The following is a 16,000-nucleotide window of genomic DNA, read 5'->3' on the forward strand; positions in this document are numbered from 1 at the left end:
CCATGGCAGGTCAGGAACGCATCAACCCGCAGCGGGACGACAGAACGCCCGACGACGACGCGGATGCCCCGGAGCCTGTCGCTCCGCAGACTTCCGAGCGGGACGCGGAGGTGGACTCGCTGCTGGAGGAGATCGACGAGGTCCTCGAGTCGAACGCCGAGTCGTTCGTGCGTGGCTTCGTGCAGAAGGGCGGGCAGTGAGTGTCGACGAATCCTGACGCGTCGGGCCGGCTCCCGGACGCCTTCCTGCGTCCGGGGTCGAGCTCGTTCGTGGAGTTCCTGGACGCGCACGCCCCGGAGCTGCTCCCGGGCAGGCGGCTGGCCGCCGGCACGGGAGCCGTCACGACGACGGCGGACCTCGCCCCGCACGCCACCACGATCGTCGCGCTGACGTTCGGCACGTCGCAGGGCGGCCGCGGCGTGGTGCTCGCCGGTGACCGCCGGGCCACGATGGGCAGCATGATCGCCAGCCGGGAGATCGAGAAGGTCTTCGCGGCCGACGAGTACTCGGCCGTGGGGATCGCCGGGTCCGCCGGGATCGCGGTCGAGATCGTGCGGTTGTTCCAGCTGGAGCTCGAGCACTACGAGAAGATCGAGGGCTCGTTGCTCTCCCTCGACGGCAAGGCGAACCGGCTGGCGACGATGATCCGCGGCAACCTGCCGATGGCCCTCCAGGGGCTCGCCGTGGTGCCGCTGTTCGGCGGGTACGACCTCGACCAGCAGATCGGGCGCATCTTCAGCTTCGACGTGACCGGCGGCCGGTACGAGGAACGGGACCACCACTCGGTGGGCTCGGGCTCGGTCTTCGCCCGCGGCGCGCTGAAGAAGCTGTGGCGGGCCGGCCTGGACGCCGACGGCGCGGTCTCGGTCGCCGTCGAGGCCCTCTACGACGCGGCGGACGACGACAGCGCGACCGCCGGACCCGACACCGTCCGCAGGATCTGGCCGGTCGTGGGGACCGTGACCGCCGACGGCTACCGCAGGGTGGACGACGACTCGCTCGCCGCCGTCGTCGGCCGGATCGTCGCCGAGCGCAGCGAAGGGAACCTGCACGCATGAGCATGCCGTTCTACGTCTCGCCCGAGCAGCTGATGAAGGACCGGGCGGACTTCGCGCGCAAGGGCATCGGCCGGGGCCGCTCCGTCGTGGTGCTCGCCTACGCGGGCGGGATCGCGTTCGCGACGGAGAACCCGTCGCGGGCGCTGCACAAGATCTCGGAGATCTACGACCGCATCGCCTTCGCCGCGGTCGGCAAGTACAACGAGTTCGAGAACCTCCGGGTCGCGGGCGTGCGGTACGCCGACCTGCGCGGCTACTCCTACGACCGCTCGGACGTGACGGCGCGCGGTCTCGCGAACGCCTACGCCCAGACGCTCGGCACGGTCTTCACGACGGAGTCGAAGCCGCTCGAGGTCGAGCTCGTCGTGGCGGAGGTCGGCGCCTCTCCGGCGGACGACCAGGTCTACCGGTTGTCCTACGACGGGTCGGTGGCGGACGAGCACGGCTTCGTCGTGATGGGTGGCCAGGCCGAGCAGCTCACCACGCGCCTGCGTGAGTCGTGGCGGGAGGGCATGGAGCTCGGCGCGGTGCTGCGGCTGGCCGTGGCGACGCTCGGCACGGTGGCGCCGGACGGGTCCGTCGCGGCGGAGGGCTCGGAACGTGCCATCCCGGCATCCGGCCTCGAGGTCGCGGTGCTCGAGCGGGACCGGCCCCGGCGCGCCTTCCGGCGCCTGCACGGCGGATTGCTGGCCGATCTGCTGGCCGACGGCGACGACTGAGAGGCGGCCATCATGGAACGACGGATCTTCGGCCTGGAGACGGAGTACGGCGTCACGTGCGCCGCCGACGACGGGCGTGGGCTCAGCGCGGACGAGGTGGCGCGCTACCTCTTCCGCAAGGTCGTGGCGTGGGGCCGGTCGTCCAACGTGTTCCTGCGCAACGGGTCGCGGCTCTACCTCGACGTCGGATCGCACCCGGAGTACGCGACCGCCGAGTGCGACGACGTCCGCCAGCTCGTGGCGTACGACCGTGGCGGCGAGCGCATCCTCGAGGGTCTGGTCGCCGACGCCCAGCAGCGACTGGAGCACGAGGGCCTGCCGGGCAAGGTCCACCTGTTCAAGAACAACACCGACTCGGCGGGCAACTCCTACGGGTGTCACGAGAACTACCTGGTGCGCCGGCAGGGCGACTTCTCGCGCCTGAGCGACGTGCTCGTGCCGTTCCTCATCACCCGGCAGGTGCTCACGGGTGCGGGCAAGGTGCTGACCACCCCGCGTGGCGCCACCTACTGCCTCTCCCAGCGCGCCGACCACATCTGGGAGGCGGTCTCGAGCGCGACGACGCGGTCGAGACCGATCATCAACACGCGGGACGAGCCGCACGCCGACGCCGAGCACTACCGCCGGCTGCACGTGATCGTCGGTGACTCGTCGATGTCCGAGGCCACGACGATGCTCAAGGTGGGTTCCACCGACCTGGTGCTGCGCCTGGTCGAGGCCGGCGTCCCCGTCCGCGACCTCACCCTCGAGAACCCCATCCGTGCGATCCGTGAGATCAGTCACGACTCGTCGGGCCTGCAGCCGGTCCAGCTCGCGAACGGCCGGTCGGCGACCGCGGTCGACCTCCAGTGGGAGTACTTCCAGCGGGTCCGCGAGCACGTGGAGTCGCACCTCGAGGCCACCCCGCAGGTGAAGCAGGTGCTCGACCTGTGGGAGCGAGGGCTGCGTGCGCTGGAGAGCGGCGACCTGACGCTGGTCGAGCGTGAGCTCGACTGGGTCATCAAGAAGCGTCTCATCGAGCGCTACCAGGCCAAGCACGGGCTCACGCTCGACGACCCGCGGATCGCCCGGCTGGACCTCGCCTACCACGACATCTCGCGGACGGAGGGTCTGTACAACCTGCTCGCGGCGCGCGGGATGGTCGATCGCGTGGTGACCGACCTCGAGATCTTCGAGTCCACGGCCGTCCCGCCGCAGACGACGCGGGCGAAGCTGCGCGGGGACTTCGTGCGCGCCGCCCAGGAGGCCCGGCGGGACTACACCGTCGACTGGGTCCACCTGAAGCTCAACGACCAGGCCCAGCGCACCGTGCTGTGCAAGGACCCGTTCCGCAACGTCGACGAACGCGTGGAACGGCTCATCGAGTCCATGTGACGCGGTTCGGGCGCCCGGCGGTGGCGCCGGGCCGCCCGGGCGACCCCTGTTGCCGTGGCAGACTGTCCCGGTGCCGTTCCGCCCACCTCGCCTGATCGCGACCCTCGTGGCCGGCGCCGTCGGCGCGGCTCTGGCCCTCGCGGGCTGCTCGTCGCCGCTCGTGGACGACCTGACCCCGTCGTCGGCGCCGTCCCAGGTGCCGGTCGACGTGTCGGGCCCGGAGGGTGAGCCACCGGTCGTGGACTACCCGAAGCCCTACGACATCGTCCGTTCCGGCTCGCGGACGTTGCGCCCGGGCTCGGGCGAGCCGCTCGAGGACGGCGGCCCCGTGCTGCTGCACATGTACGCCGAGGACGGCCGCGACGGCAGCGTCATCTCGTCGACCTACCTCGACGCTCCCGCCTGGTACACCTTCGACGCCGGGTCGTTGGGGCAGAACCTGTACGAGTCGCTGCGCGGCAAGCGGGTCGGGGCGCGGGTCCTGGTGGTCGAGCAGGACGACGAGGTCCCCGTGGTGCTCGTCGTGGACGTGCTGCCCACTCGCGCCTCGGGGACCGACGTCGAGCCGCAGGAGGGTCACCCGCGGGTGCTGCGGGACACGGACGGCACGCCGATGGTCCGCGTCCCGGACGCGGAGCCGCCCGGCGAGCTCGTCGTCCAGCCGCTGATCCGTGGGTCCGGGCCGCAGGTCGACATCGGCCAGGTCGTGACCGTCCGCTACGTGGCCGTGCGATGGAGCGACGGGTCGGTCGTGGACTCGAGCTGGGAGCCCGGGGTGGCGCCGCAGTCGGCGACCATCGGCATCGGCCGGCTCGTCGAGGGCTGGGACCAGGGCCTGCTCGAGCAGGCGGTCGGCTCGCAGGTGATGCTCGTCGTGCCCCCGGAGCTCGGCTACGGTGGCACCGGCAGCGAGCTGGCCGACGAGACGCTCGTGTACGTCGTCGACATCCTCGACGCGCGATACCAGGTCGCCGAGGACGTCCCGGAAGAGGACGCCGAGGACGGCGAGGATGCCGAGGCGACCGAGGACCGGACCACTGAAGGGTGATCAGCACATGACCGTGGCCGTACGGGTGATCCCGTGCCTGGACGTCGACGCCGGTCGCGTCGTCAAGGGCGTGAACTTCACGAACCTGCGCGACGCGGGCGACCCGGTCGAGCTGGCGGATCAGTACGACGCCGAGGGTGCGGACGAGGTGACTTTCCTCGACGTCTCGGCGTCCTCGGCCGGGCGCGACACGATGGTGGACGTGGTGCGCCGTACCGCGGACCAGGTCTTCGTACCGCTCACGGTGGGCGGTGGCGTGCGCACCACCGACGACGTGGACCGGCTGCTGCGGGCGGGGGCCGACAAGGTCGGGGTGAACACGGCCGCGATCGCCCGGCCCGAGCTGCTGGCGGAGATCGCCGACCGGTTCGGCAACCAGGTGCTGACGCTCTCGGTCGACGCGCGCCGGGTGACGGGAGACACCACCACGGAGTCCGGCTACGAGGTCACGACCCACGGCGGTCGCCGGGGGACGGGGATCGACGCCGTGGAGTGGGCCGAGCGGGCCGCCGGTCTCGGCGCCGGCGAGATCCTGCTCAACTCCATGGATGCGGACGGCACGACCGCGGGCTTCGACCTCGAGATGCTCGCCGCGGTGCGCGGGCGGGTGTCCGTCCCGCTGATCGCCTCGGGCGGTGCCGGGATGCCGGAGCACTTCGTCGCGGCGGCCCGGGCCGGTGCCGACGCGGTGCTGGCCGCGAGCGTCTTCCACTTCGGCACGCTGTCCATCGCCGAGGTGAAGACCGCGATGCGCGAGGCCGGCATCGAGGTGCGCTGACCGCGGACGCTCTGTCGGAGGGGGAGGCTAGGATCGATTCGATCCCCGACGACTGCGAGGTCTGCTGTGCCCGAACCCGCCCGACAGGCGACCCTGACCGGGTCGCGGCTCCGCCGCGGCACCGCGCTGGTCTGGCGCGGCATGCGGAGCGAACCGCGGCTGTACGTGCTGGCCGTGCTCGCCTCGGCCGTGTTCGGAGCCGCGACCGTAGCGGTGAGCCGCGCGGTGGGCTGGGCGACCGATGCCGTGGTCGTCCCGGCGATCTCCGGTGACCCGGCGGCGCGGGGTGACATCTGGCTCGCCGGCGGCGTGCTGGCGGCCGTCGCGCTGACGCTGGCGCTGTCGGTGGCCGGTCGGCGCATCTGGGCGGGCTGGGGCGTGGCCGGCATCCAGGCGGACCATCGCCGTGGCGTCACCCGGCAGTACCTGCGCCTGCCCATGTCGTGGCACCGGTCGCACCCCACCGGGCAGCTGCTGAGCAACGCGAGCGCCGACGTCGAGGCGGCGACCGGCGTGTTCAACCCGATCCCCTTCGCCTTGGGCGTGGTGGTGATGATCGCGGTCGCGACCGTGATGCTCTTCACCATCGACCCGTGGCTGGCCACGGCTGCGCTCGTCGTGATCCCGGCGGCCATCGCGGCGAACCTCGTCTTCCAGCGGTACATGTCGCCCGCCGTCACGCGCGCCCAGCAGCTGCGTGCCGAGGTTGCCGACGTCGCCCACGAGTCCTTCGAGGCGGCCCTGCTGGTCAAGTCCATGGGGTCGGCGGACCGTGAGGAGAGCCGCTTCGCGCAGCGGACCGACGCGCTGCGGGCCGCCAACGTCCGGGCCGGCCAGATCCGCGCGGTCTTCGACCCGGTGATCGAGCTGCTGCCGAACCTCGGCACGCTGCTCGTGCTGGGAGTCGGCACCTGGCGCGCCGCCAGCGGAGCCGTCGACGTCGGCGACGTCGTCACCGCCAGCTACCTGCTGACGATGATGGCAGTGCCGGTTCGCGCGTTCGGCTGGGTGCTCGGCGAGATCCCGCGCGCGCTGGTCGGGTACGAACGGATCAGCCGGGTGCTGGACGCCCGCGGCACGATGTCCGCGGGCAGCGGCACGCTGCCCGTCGGAGAGGCTGGCCTGGCCGTCCGCCTGGAGGACGTCGGCGTCGACGTCCCCTCGGCGGGTCGCACCGTGACGCTCCTCGACGCCGGGAACCTCGACGTGGCGCCCGGCGCGACCGTCGCCGTCGTCGGCTCCACCGGCGCCGGCAAGACGACGCTCGTCTCGCTACTGAGTCGCCTGAGCGACCCCACCCGCGGCCGGGTCCTCCTGGACGGCACGGACCTGCGTGACCTCGCCGAGGGCGAGATCCCGGCGCAGGTGGCGTACGTGGCGCAGCAGACCTTCGTGTTCGAGGACACCGTGCGCTCGAACGTCACGCTCGCCGACGAGGTCTCCGATGAGGTCGACGAACGCGTCTGGGAGGCACTGCGCCTGGCTCGGCTCGACGACGTGGTCCGCGCCCTGCCCGACGGCCTGGACGCGCCGCTCGGCGAGCGGGGTGCCAACCTCTCCGGCGGGCAGCGGCAGCGCCTGGCCATCGCCCGCGCCCTCGTACGGCGACCTCGCCTGCTCGTGCTCGACGACGCCACCAGCGCCGTCGACCCGCGCGTCGAGCAGCAGATCCTCGCGGGGCTCACCACCAGGACCGCCAGCGGTGCACGGTCGGTCACGGTGGTGATGGTGGCCTACCGGATGAGCTCGGTGACGATGTCCGACGTCGTCGTGCACGTCGACGGCGGGAGGATCGTGGACGTGGGCAGTCATGACGAGCTGATCGCCCGCGACGACGGATACCGCGAGCTCGCGACGGCCTACGAGAGGGAGAGCGCACGGCGCGAGCGCGAGCTCGTCGACGAGCGGGCCGCGGGCGTGGACGTCCACGAGCCGTGGGAGGACGACGAGAAGGAGGCCGTGCGATGAGCGACTCACGGATCGCGTCGAGCAGCGACCTCGGTGTACTCGCGACCCTGCGCCGCGGGGTGCAGATCTCGCCGCAGATCGTGCAGGGCCTGTGGCTCACGCTCGCGCTCGCGGTGCTGGCGGCCGCCGGGCGCGTGGTCGTCCCCCTGGCGGTGCAGCGCACCGTCGACGACGGCATCCTCGCCGACGGCGGTCCGGACGCGAGCCGCGTGCTGCTGATGTCGGCCGCCGCCGCGGGTGCCATCGTCCTGGCCGGGCTGTGCACCGCGGTGGTCAACGTCCGCTTGTTCCGGGCCACGGAGTCCGGCCTCGCGACCCTGCGGGTGCGCGCCTTCCGGCACGTGCACGACCTGTCCACCCTCTCCCAGGGATCCGAACGCCGCGGCGCGCTGGTCTCGCGCGTGACCAACGACGTCGACACCATCTCCATGTTCGTGCAGTGGGGCGGGATCATGCTCATGGTCTCCACGCTGCAGCTCGCGGTGGCGACCGTGCTGATGGCCGTCTACTCACCCGTCCTGACGGTGGTCGTGTGGGTGTGCTTCGTCCCGCTGTTCCTGGTCATCCGCTTCGCCCAGAAGGCGGTGGGCCGCCGGTTCACGCTGGTCCGCGAGAAGGTCGGTGCTCTGCTCGGGGCTGTCTCGGAGGCCGTGGTCGGCGCCGAGACGGTGCGGGCCTACGGGGTGGCGGCCCGCACGGGTCGACGCATCGACGGTGCGGTCGAGGACGCGCGACGTGCCCAGGGGCGCGCGATGACGCTGGTGGGGATGGTCTTCTCCTCCGGGACGTTCCTCGCCAACCTGGTCCTCTCGGTGGTCGTGGTGGTCGGTTCCTACCTCGGCATCGGCGGGGGCCTGACGGCGGGTGAGCTGATCGCCTTCCTGTTCCTGGTCCAGCTGTTCACCGGTCCGGTCCAGATGGCCACCGAGATCCTCAACGAGCTGCAGAACGCGGTGGCCGGGTGGCGTCGCGTCCTGGCCGTCGTCGAGACCCCGCTCGACGTCACCGACGCGGCGGACGACGGCGCCGACGACGAGGTCAGCCCGCGCGGGGACGCGCAGGTCACGCTGCGCGGCATCCGGTACCGGTACCCGGACGGTCCCGAGGTGCTGCACGGCGTGGACCTCGAGCTGCCGGTCCGCACCAAGGTCGCCGTCGTGGGCCAGACCGGCTCGGGCAAGACGACGATCGCCAAGCTCGTCGCACGCCTCATGGATCCCACCGAGGGCCGGGTCGAGCTGGACGGGACGGACCTGCGCGAGATCCCGCTGGCACGGCTGCGCGAGCGGGTCGTGCTCGTGCCCCAGGAGGGGTTCCTCTTCGACGGGACCGTCCTGACCAACGCGGCCTACGGTCTGCGCGAGCTGCCCGCCGACCCGGAGTCGCCCGAGGTGCGGGCGCGGGTCGCGGCGGCGTTCGACGCGCTGGGGCTGGCCGACTGGGTCGCCGACCTGGCCGACGGGCTGGACACCGACGTGGGCCAGCGCGGCGAGGACCTCTCGGCCGGCGAGCGCCAGCTCGTCGCGGTCGCACGGGCCTATCTCGCCGCGCCGGACCTCCTCGTCCTGGACGAGGCGACCTCCGCCGTCGACCCCGCCACGGAGGTGCGGATCGCCCGGGCGCTGGACGCGCTGACGTCCGGGCGCTCCACGATCACGATCGCGCACCGGTTGTCGACGGCGGAGGCGAGCGACCTCGTGGTTGTGGTCGACGACGGTCACGTCGTCGAGGTCGGCCCGCACGCCGAGCTCGCGGCGGCCGGCGGCGTCTATGCGCGGATGCACGCGAGCTGGGTCGCCCAGACCCGCTGAGACGCACCGCGGGCACGACCGCACGCGTGGAAGGATGGCACCGTGCTGAACCAGACCACGCTCGAGCCTACCGTCGCCGACCGTCTCAAGAGGGACGACCACGGCCTGGTCGCCGCGATCGTCCAGCAGCACGACACCGGCGAGGTGCTGATGCTCGGCTGGATGGACGACGAGGCGCTCCGCCGCACCCTGTCCGAAGGGCGGGTGACGTTCTGGAGCCGCTCCCGCGCGGAGTACTGGCGCAAGGGCGACACGTCGGGTCACTTCCAGCACGTCCGGTCCGTCGCGATCGACTGCGACGGCGACGCCCTGCTCGTGCGTGTCGACCAGGTGGGCGCCGCGTGCCACACCGGCGCGCGCACCTGCTTCGAGGCCGGCGGCGAGCTGCCCGCTGTCGTCGGCTCCCGACCCGACGAGCCCCGCTCAGACGAACGCACCGACGACGACGAGGAGAACCGGTGACCACGCCCTCCACCACCACGCCCGCACCAGGACGAGCCGCCGCCCCGACGGCCGACGAGCTCGTCTGGGGTGCCACGTGGCCGGGCCTGGAGACGTTCCGCGACCTCGCCCGCGACCGGCGCGTGATCCCGGTGGTGCGGCGTGTCCTGGCCGACGACGTCACGCCGGTCGGGCTCTACCGCACCCTCGCGCAGGGACGGCCGGGGACGTTCGTGCTCGAGTCCGCCGAGGCGGGCGGGGCCTGGGCGCGTTGGTCCTTCGTCGGTGTCGAGTCGCGCGCCACGCTGCTGTCCGACGGCGGCCGGGCGCTCTGGCGGGGGGACGTCCCGGCGGGCGTCCCACGCGAGGGTGACGTGCTCGACGTCCTCGGTGCGGCACTCGAGGCGCTGCGCACCGAGCCGATCGACGGCCTGCCGCCCCTCACGGGCGGGTTCGTCGGGGCGATGGGCTGGGACATCGTGCGGCACTGGGAGCCGACCCTGCCCGCGACGGCGCCCGACGAGCTCGACGTGCCGGAGGTCGCGATGTCGCTGGCCACGGACATGGTCGCGATCGACCACCACTCGGGCGCGGTGTGGCTCGTGGCCAACGCCATCAACGGCGACGGCACGGACGAGCGGGTGGACGAGGCGCACGCGGACGCCGTCGAGCGGCTCGACGCCCTGGCGCGCCGGCTGGCAGCCTCGGCCCCCCCGGTGCGCACCGTGGTGGCGCCGGACGTCGCCGAGCCCGAGCTCGAGTTCCGGTCGACGCGCGAGGAGTTCGAGGACGCCGTCCGCGCGGGCCAGGAGGCGATCCGTGACGGCGAGGTCTTCCAGGTGGTGCTCTCCCAGCGCCTCGACCTCGACTGCCCGGCCGCCCCGCTGGACGTCTACCGGGCGCTGCGCACGATCAACCCGAGCCCGTACATGTACTACTTCCAGCTCCGCGACCACCGGGACCGCGACTTCGCCGTGGTGGGCTCGAGCCCGGAGACGCTCGTCAAGGTCGACGCGGAGCACGTGACCACCTACCCCATCGCGGGGTCGCGGCCGCGCGGTGCGACCGTCGAGGAGGACGTCGCCCTCGCCGACGAGCTGATCGCCGACCCCAAAGAACGGGCCGAGCACCTCATGCTGGTCGACCTGTCCCGCAACGACCTGGTCAAGGTCTGCGAGCCGACGTCGGTCGAGGTGGTGGAGTTCATGTCCACCCGCCGCTTCAGCCACATCATGCACCTGTGCTCCACGGTGGTGGGCCGGCTCAGGCCGGGGGCGAGTGCGCTCGACACGTTGCGGGCGACCTTCCCGGCCGGCACCCTGTCCGGTGCGCCGAAGCCGCGGGCGATCGCCCTGATCGACGAGCTGGAGCCCGCCTCGCGCGGGATCTACGGCGGGACGTGCGGCTACCTGGACTTCGGCGGCAACATGGACATGGCCATCGCCATCCGGACCGCCTTCCTGCGGGACGGGCGCGCCTCGGTGCAGGCCGGCGGCGGGATCGTCGCGGACTCCGTGCCCGCGCTGGAGTACGCCGAGTCCCGGAACAAGGCGGCCGCGGCGGTCCGGGCCGTCCAGCTCGCCGCGCGGTTCGCCGACCTGGGGGGCGCATGAGTCTCGCGATCCGCTCGAGGTCTCGCGCCGTCGTGGTCCTGCTGGCGCTCGGCGGGGCGGCCTTCGCGGTGTCCGCACCGGTGTGGTTGCGCACCACGGTCGCGACGGCGCTCGAACCCGAGGTCGTGGTCGAGGTGGCCGGCACGACGGCGGCTCCGGCGGTGAGCGCGGCCGCGTTCGTCGTCCTGGCCGGCGCCCTCGCGTCGACGCTGGCGGGGCGGGTGGCGCGATGGGTCGCGCTCGCGGCGGTCGGCCTGGCGGGTGTGACGGTCGTGGTCGGTGCGGCAGCCGTGCTCCGGGACGTGCGGGCGCCGGCGGTGTCGGCCGCCGCGGACGCCGCGGGTGTGACGACGCTCACCTCGCCCGTCGAGGTGACGCCGTGGCCGTGGTCGGCGCTGGTGGTCGGTGGTGCGGTCGTGGTCGCGGCCGCGCTCGCCGCGCTGGGCACGTCCTCGTGGTCAGGCGGCGGCAGCCGGCACGAGCGGCCCCCGGCCGGCCGGGGGGTCGCCGCAGGGCCGGTGGACGGGGATCCCGACGCGCAGGCCGACTGGGACGCCCTCTCGCGGGGCACCGACCCGTCCGCCGACCGGTAGTCTGACCCTCAGCACCACGCGACGAAAGGTATGCCCGCCCATGACCGACAACAGCCCCGCCGAGCCGATGTACCTGCCGACGGCGGTCCCGCCCACCAACCACGGCCACACCGTCGCGGCCTGGACCGCCATGATCGGCATCATCGCCGGTGCGCTCGTGTCGGCGGTCGGTTGCCTGCCGGGCGTGCCCTTCCTGCTGTTCTGGGCCGGCCTCGTGATCGTCGCGGCCTCCTGCGTGGCCGGGGTGGTCCTGCGCAACATGGGTTACGGCCAGGCCAAGGACGGCGTCGAGCCGAGGCGCGCACCGACGTCGCGCTGAAGCGTCCCGCCCGCGCGAGGAGCAGCTGGGATGGCGCCCGTATCTCGACCGGAGGTGCGGGCGCCGTCGTGTCCGAGCCTGCGGCGCCGACGTCACGGAGCCATAACGATGTGGGTGGGGCCGCGGGGTGAACCGCGTGGGCGTGGTGGCGTGCCCGTCTCGTACCTCGGGCGGTGGTCGGCCCGCGGGTGTGGCGGGCCTACCATGGCAGCAACACGACCGAGGGAGGGGAGAGCATGACTGTCCTGGAGGACATCGTCGCGGGTGCCCGCGAGGATCTTGCCGTGCGGCAGGCCCGTACCTCGCTCGACGAGCTCAAGGAACGCGCCGCCAAGGTGCCGGGTGCCCTCGAGTGCTGCAGCCGGCTGCTGTCCGAGGACAAGGTCGCCGTCATCGCCGAGGTGAAGCGTTCGAGCCCGAGCAAGGGTGCTCTCGCTGACATCTCCGACCCGGCCGCGCTGGCGGTCGAGTACGCGGCGGGCGGCGCCAGCGTCATCTCGGTGCTGACCGAGCAGCGGCGTTTCGGCGGCAGCCTCGCCGACCTCGACGCGGTGCGGGCACGGGTCGACGTGCCGGTGCTGCGCAAGGACTTCGTGGTGACTCCGTACCAGGTGTGGGAGGCACGGGCGCACGGCGCCGACGTTGTCCTGCTCATCGTCGCAGCGCTTGAGCAGACGGTCCTGACGTCGCTCGTGGAGCGCGTGCACTCGCTCGGCATGACGGCACTCGTCGAGGCGCACACCGAGGACGAGGTGCGGCGTGCGCTGGACGCCGGCGCCCGCGTCGTGGGCGTCAACGCCCGGGACCTCAAGACGCTCGAGGTCGACCGGGACACGTTCGCGCGGCTGGCCCCGCTGATCCCCGACGACGTCGTCCGCATCGCGGAGTCCGGCGTGCGGGGTCCGCACGACGTCATGGACTATGCCCGTGCAGGAGCGCACGCCGTGCTCGTCGGCGAGGCCCTCGTCACCGACGGTGAGCCGCGCCGCTCGGTCGCCGACCTCGTGGCGGCGGGGCAGCACCCTGCGCTCTGGTCGGTACGGCCCGCAGCACAGCCTTGAGCCGTGGCCCGAGCCGCTGTACCGATCTGACACCCCGACGCCACGAAGGAGCGCCTGTGCCTGAGCAGCCCGAGCAGCCCGTGCGAGACGCGCTGACCGAGACACTGGCCCATCAGGTCACCGAGAAGCTCGCCGACGTCCAGGGCCCGTACTTCGGGCAGTTCGGCGGCAGGTACGTCCCCGAGGCGCTGATCGCCGCGCTCGACGAGCTGGAGACGGAGTTCCGCAAGGCTCAGGGGGACCCGGGGTTCGCCGCCGAGCTGTCCCAGCTGCACCGCGACTACACCGGGCGCCCGTCGCCGCTGACCGAGGTGCCGCGGTTCGCGGCGCACGTCGCCGGGCCGGACGCCGACGGGGAAGCACCTGTGCGGGTGTTCCTCAAGCGCGAGGACCTCAACCACACCGGCTCCCACAAGATCAACAACGTGCTCGGGCAGGCGCTGCTCGTCAAGCGCATGGGCAAGTCGCGGGTCATCGCGGAGACGGGGGCCGGCCAGCACGGTGTCGCCACCGCGACGGCGGCCGCGCTCCTCGGCCTCGAGTGCGTCGTCTACATGGGCGAGGAGGACACGCGGCGCCAGGCGCTCAACGTCGCGCGCATGGAGCTCCTCGGTGCGACCGTCGTCCCCGTGACGATCGGGACGCGCACCCTGAAGGACGCCATCAACGAGGCGCTGCGGGACTGGGTCACCAACGTGGACCACACCCACTACCTGCTCGGCACCGTGACGGGACCGCACCCGTTCCCGGAGATGGTCCGCGAGTTCCACCGGATCATCGGCGAGGAGGCGCGCGAGCAGGTCCTCGAGCGCGTCGGCCGCCTGCCCGACGTCGTCGCGGCGTGCGTGGGCGGCGGCTCGAACGCCCTCGGCCTGTTCAACGCGTTCCTGGACGACGACGGCGTGGCGCTCTACGGGTTCGAGGCCGGGGGAGAGGGCATCGAGTCCGGCCGCCATGCGGCGCGGTTCTCCGGTGGCGCCCCCGGAGTGCTGCACGGCGCGCGGTCCTACCTGCTCCAGGACGACGACGGGCAGACCCGCCCGAGCCACTCCATCTCGGCAGGGTTGGACTACCCGAGCGTCGGGCCCGCGCACTCGTGGCTGCACGACATCGGCCGCGCCACGTACGAGCCGGTGACGGACGCGGAGGCGATGGAGGCCTTCCAGCTCCTGTGCCGCACGGAGGGGATCATCCCGGCGATCGAGTCGGCGCACGCTCTGGCGGGCGCCCTGCGGGTCGGCCGTCGGCTCGCCGAGGCGGGCAGGTCGGACCAGGTGCTGCTCGTCAACCTCTCGGGCCGGGGCGACAAGGACGTGGCCACCGCTGCCCGATGGTTCGGGCTGCTGGAAGACGACGCGGCGGAGGGCGACCAGTGAGCATCGTGACGACATCGAGGACCGCAACGAGGCTGGACGAGCTCGCCGACGCGGGGCGCGGCGCCCTCGTCGGCTACCTTCCGGTCGGGTTCCCGGACGTCGCCCGTTCCGTCGAGGCGGTCACGACGATGGTCGACGCCGGGGTGGACGTCGTGGAGATCGGCGTGCCGTACACGGACCCGGTGATGGACGGGCCGGTCATCCAGCGGGCCGCCGAGGCTGCGCTGGCCGGCGGCGCCCGGCTGCGCGACGTGCTCACGGTCGTCGAGGCCGTCGCCGAGCACTCGGGCGGCAGCGTGCCGACGCTGGTGATGTCGTACTACAACCCCGTGCTGCGGTACGGGGTCGAGGCCTTCGCCCGGGACCTCGCCGCGGCGGGCGGTGCCGGGATGATCACCCCGGACCTCATCCCGGACGAGGCTGCGGAGTGGGTCGAGGCCGCCGACGCCCACGAGCTGGACAAGGTCTACCTGGTCGCACCGAGCTCGACGCCCGAGCGGCTGCGCCTGACGGCAGGGGCGTCCCGCGGCTTCGTCTACGCGGCCTCCACGATGGGTGTCACGGGCACACGGGAGTCCGTCGGGCAGCGTGCCGAGGAGCTGGTGGCCGCGACCCGGGCCGCCGGCGCCCGCCACGTGTGCGTGGGGCTCGGCGTCTCGACGGGCGACCAGTCGGCCGAGGTCGGCCGGTACGCCGACGGCGTCATCGTCGGCTCGGCCCTGGTCCGCACCCTGCTGACCGACGAGCCGTGGGCAGACCGTCTGGACGCCCTCGGTAAGGTGACCGGCGAGCTCGCGGCCGGAGTCGCGCGCGCCCGCACCACCGAAGGAGCCTCGTGACCGTCATCGGCCAGCTCGCGGCCTCGATCCCGAGCCCGGACCAGCACACGTGGCATCTCGGGCCCGTGCCGATCCGGGCGTACGCGCTGGCGATCCTCGCGGGCATCGTCGTCGCGGCCTGGCTGACCATGCGCCGGTGGAAGGCCCGCGGCGGCGACCCGGACGACGTCCTGGAGATCGCCTTCTGGGCCGTCCCGTTCGGGATCGTCGGCGGGCGGCTCTACCACGTGTTCTCCACGCCCGACCCGTACTGGGGAGAGAACGGCGACCCGGTCAGCGCGCTGTACATCTGGGAGGGCGGGCTCGGCATCTGGGGGGCCGTCGCGCTCGGCGCCGTCGGCGCCTGGATCGGCTGCCGGCGGCTGGGTGTGCGGCTGTCGACCTTCGCCGACGCCCTCGCGCCGGGCCTGCTGATCGCCCAGGCGATCGGACGCCTCGGCAACTGGTTCAACCAGGAGCTCTTCGGCGCGCCGACGGAGCTGCCCTGGGGGCTCGAGATCGACGTGGCCTATCTGCCCGTCGATCCGGCCACCGGTCTGCAGTACGCCGAGGGAACTCTGTTCCATCCCACGTTCCTGTACGAGATGCTGTGGAACCTGGCGGCCGCCGCTCTTCTCATCTGGCTCGACCGCCGGTACAGGCTCGGTCATGGGAGGGTATTCTGGGCTTACGTCGCGATCTACACCCTGGGAAGGGTGTGGATCGAGATGCTCCGCATCGACACCGCCGAGGTGGTGCTCGGGATGCGGCTGAACGTCTGGACCTCGCTCGTCGTGGGCCTCGGTGCCCTCGTCGCGTTCGTCGTCGTCGGCCGGTTGCATCCCGGTCGCGAGGACGGTGTCTCGCTGCCGGGCTCCTCCGAGGACCCGGCCGCACACGAGACCGACGGTGACCTCGGAGGCACGGCCGAGGCCGCTGCCGACGAGGACACCGACACGACCGACACGGAAGCGTCGGCCGCCGGACCTGACCAGGGTCCGGCACCGCGCGCCTGAGGCAGCG

Annotated in this window: 16 protein-coding genes; all 16 read left to right on the top strand. The window is 72.8% G+C overall.

Annotated features, from left to right (window positions below):
• Positions 1-2: 2 nt before the first annotated feature.
• The 16 genes from ACWAT2_RS00200 (at position 3) to lgt (ending at position 15,993) form a co-directional block, all read left to right on the top strand.
• Entirely contained in the window at positions 3-200 is a 198-nt protein-coding gene (locus ACWAT2_RS00200; RefSeq protein ID WP_402372012.1) for a ubiquitin-like protein Pup, read from the top strand.
• Positions 201-1,058: a proteasome subunit beta gene (prcB, locus tag ACWAT2_RS00205; RefSeq protein WP_402372010.1), complete on the top strand. Its 858-nt coding sequence runs from the start codon at positions 201-203 to the stop codon at positions 1,056-1,058. It abuts the gene before it with no gap.
• Positions 1,055-1,777 carry a proteasome subunit alpha gene (gene prcA, locus ACWAT2_RS00210; protein ID WP_402372009.1) on the top strand — a complete coding sequence of 241 codons (723 nt, stop codon included), beginning with the start codon at positions 1,055-1,057 and terminating at the stop codon, positions 1,775-1,777. Before prcB ends, prcA begins: the two co-directional genes overlap by 4 nt.
• Positions 1,778-1,789: 12 nt before the next feature.
• Positions 1,790-3,151 carry a Pup--protein ligase gene (pafA, locus tag ACWAT2_RS00215; RefSeq protein ID WP_402372008.1) on the top strand — a complete coding sequence of 454 codons (1,362 nt, stop codon included), beginning with the start codon at positions 1,790-1,792 and terminating at the stop codon, positions 3,149-3,151.
• Between the two features lie 70 nt (positions 3,152-3,221).
• Positions 3,222-4,199: an FKBP-type peptidyl-prolyl cis-trans isomerase gene (locus ACWAT2_RS00220; protein ID WP_402372007.1), complete on the top strand. Its 978-nt coding sequence runs from the start codon at positions 3,222-3,224 to the stop codon at positions 4,197-4,199.
• 7 nt (positions 4,200-4,206) lie between these two features.
• Positions 4,207-4,977: an imidazole glycerol phosphate synthase subunit HisF gene (hisF, locus tag ACWAT2_RS00225; RefSeq protein WP_402372005.1), complete on the top strand. Its 771-nt coding sequence runs from the start codon at positions 4,207-4,209 to the stop codon at positions 4,975-4,977.
• Between the two features lie 141 nt (positions 4,978-5,118).
• Positions 5,119-6,945, top strand: a complete 1,827-nt coding sequence (locus tag ACWAT2_RS00230; protein WP_402372097.1) for an ABC transporter ATP-binding protein — start codon at positions 5,119-5,121, stop codon at positions 6,943-6,945.
• Positions 6,942-8,756 carry an ABC transporter ATP-binding protein gene (locus ACWAT2_RS00235; protein ID WP_402372003.1) on the top strand — a complete coding sequence of 605 codons (1,815 nt, stop codon included), beginning with the start codon at positions 6,942-6,944 and terminating at the stop codon, positions 8,754-8,756. The genes ACWAT2_RS00230 and ACWAT2_RS00235 overlap by 4 nt, the downstream gene beginning before the upstream one ends.
• 42 nt (positions 8,757-8,798) lie before the next feature.
• Positions 8,799-9,218 (top strand): phosphoribosyl-AMP cyclohydrolase, encoded by a 420-nt coding sequence (hisI, locus tag ACWAT2_RS00240; RefSeq protein WP_402372002.1) that lies wholly within the window; start codon positions 8,799-8,801, stop codon positions 9,216-9,218.
• On the top strand, positions 9,215-10,810 hold the full coding sequence (locus ACWAT2_RS00245; RefSeq protein ID WP_402372000.1) for an anthranilate synthase component I: 1,596 nt from the start codon (positions 9,215-9,217) through the stop codon (positions 10,808-10,810). The genes hisI and ACWAT2_RS00245 overlap by 4 nt, the downstream gene beginning before the upstream one ends.
• Positions 10,807-11,403, top strand: coding sequence for a Trp biosynthesis-associated membrane protein (locus ACWAT2_RS00250; RefSeq protein WP_402371998.1), 597 nt, complete (start codon positions 10,807-10,809; stop codon positions 11,401-11,403). The genes ACWAT2_RS00245 and ACWAT2_RS00250 overlap by 4 nt, the downstream gene beginning before the upstream one ends.
• A gap of 40 nt (positions 11,404-11,443) precedes the next feature.
• A complete protein-coding gene (locus ACWAT2_RS00255) occupies positions 11,444-11,722 on the top strand; it encodes an HGxxPAAW family protein (RefSeq protein WP_402371996.1) in 279 nt (92 codons plus the stop codon).
• 236 nt (positions 11,723-11,958) lie between these two features.
• Positions 11,959-12,783: an indole-3-glycerol phosphate synthase TrpC gene (trpC, locus tag ACWAT2_RS00260; RefSeq protein WP_402371994.1), complete on the top strand. Its 825-nt coding sequence runs from the start codon at positions 11,959-11,961 to the stop codon at positions 12,781-12,783.
• Positions 12,784-12,863: 80 nt separating this feature from the next.
• The gene (gene trpB, locus ACWAT2_RS00265) at positions 12,864-14,159 is read left to right on the top strand and encodes a tryptophan synthase subunit beta (protein ID WP_402372096.1); all 1,296 of its coding nucleotides are present in this window, start codon (positions 12,864-12,866) and stop codon (positions 14,157-14,159) included.
• Entirely contained in the window at positions 14,114-14,998 is an 885-nt protein-coding gene (gene trpA, locus ACWAT2_RS00270; RefSeq protein WP_402371993.1) for a tryptophan synthase subunit alpha, read from the top strand. Before trpB ends, trpA begins: the two co-directional genes overlap by 46 nt.
• Positions 14,999-15,003: 5 nt before the next feature.
• Positions 15,004-15,993: a prolipoprotein diacylglyceryl transferase gene (gene lgt / locus ACWAT2_RS00275; protein ID WP_402372095.1), complete on the top strand. Its 990-nt coding sequence runs from the start codon at positions 15,004-15,006 to the stop codon at positions 15,991-15,993.
• Positions 15,994-16,000: the final 7 nt, after the last annotated feature.

It is taken from the genome of Isoptericola sp. GX10416, from assembly GCF_056590155.1.

Excerpts from the sequence above, each read along its gene's own strand:
- ACWAT2_RS00230 (WP_402372097.1), top strand. The coding sequence starts at position 5,119 with ATGCGGAGCGAACCGCGGCTGTACGTGCTGGCCGTGCTCGCCTCGGCC.
- pafA (WP_402372008.1), top strand. The coding sequence starts at position 1,790 with ATGGAACGACGGATCTTCGGCCTGGAGACGGAGTACGGCGTCACGTGC.
- ACWAT2_RS00250 (WP_402371998.1), top strand. The coding sequence starts at position 10,807 with ATGAGTCTCGCGATCCGCTCGAGGTCTCGCGCCGTCGTGGTCCTGCTG.
- trpC (WP_402371994.1), top strand. The coding sequence starts at position 11,959 with ATGACTGTCCTGGAGGACATCGTCGCGGGTGCCCGCGAGGATCTTGCC.
- ACWAT2_RS00235 (WP_402372003.1), top strand. The coding sequence starts at position 6,942 with ATGAGCGACTCACGGATCGCGTCGAGCAGCGACCTCGGTGTACTCGCG.
- trpA (WP_402371993.1), top strand. The coding sequence starts at position 14,114 with ATGGTTCGGGCTGCTGGAAGACGACGCGGCGGAGGGCGACCAGTGAGC.
- prcA (WP_402372009.1), top strand. The coding sequence starts at position 1,055 with ATGAGCATGCCGTTCTACGTCTCGCCCGAGCAGCTGATGAAGGACCGG.
- ACWAT2_RS00255 (WP_402371996.1), top strand. The coding sequence starts at position 11,444 with ATGACCGACAACAGCCCCGCCGAGCCGATGTACCTGCCGACGGCGGTC.
- hisF (WP_402372005.1), top strand. The coding sequence starts at position 4,207 with ATGACCGTGGCCGTACGGGTGATCCCGTGCCTGGACGTCGACGCCGGT.
- ACWAT2_RS00200 (WP_402372012.1), top strand. The coding sequence starts at position 3 with ATGGCAGGTCAGGAACGCATCAACCCGCAGCGGGACGACAGAACGCCC.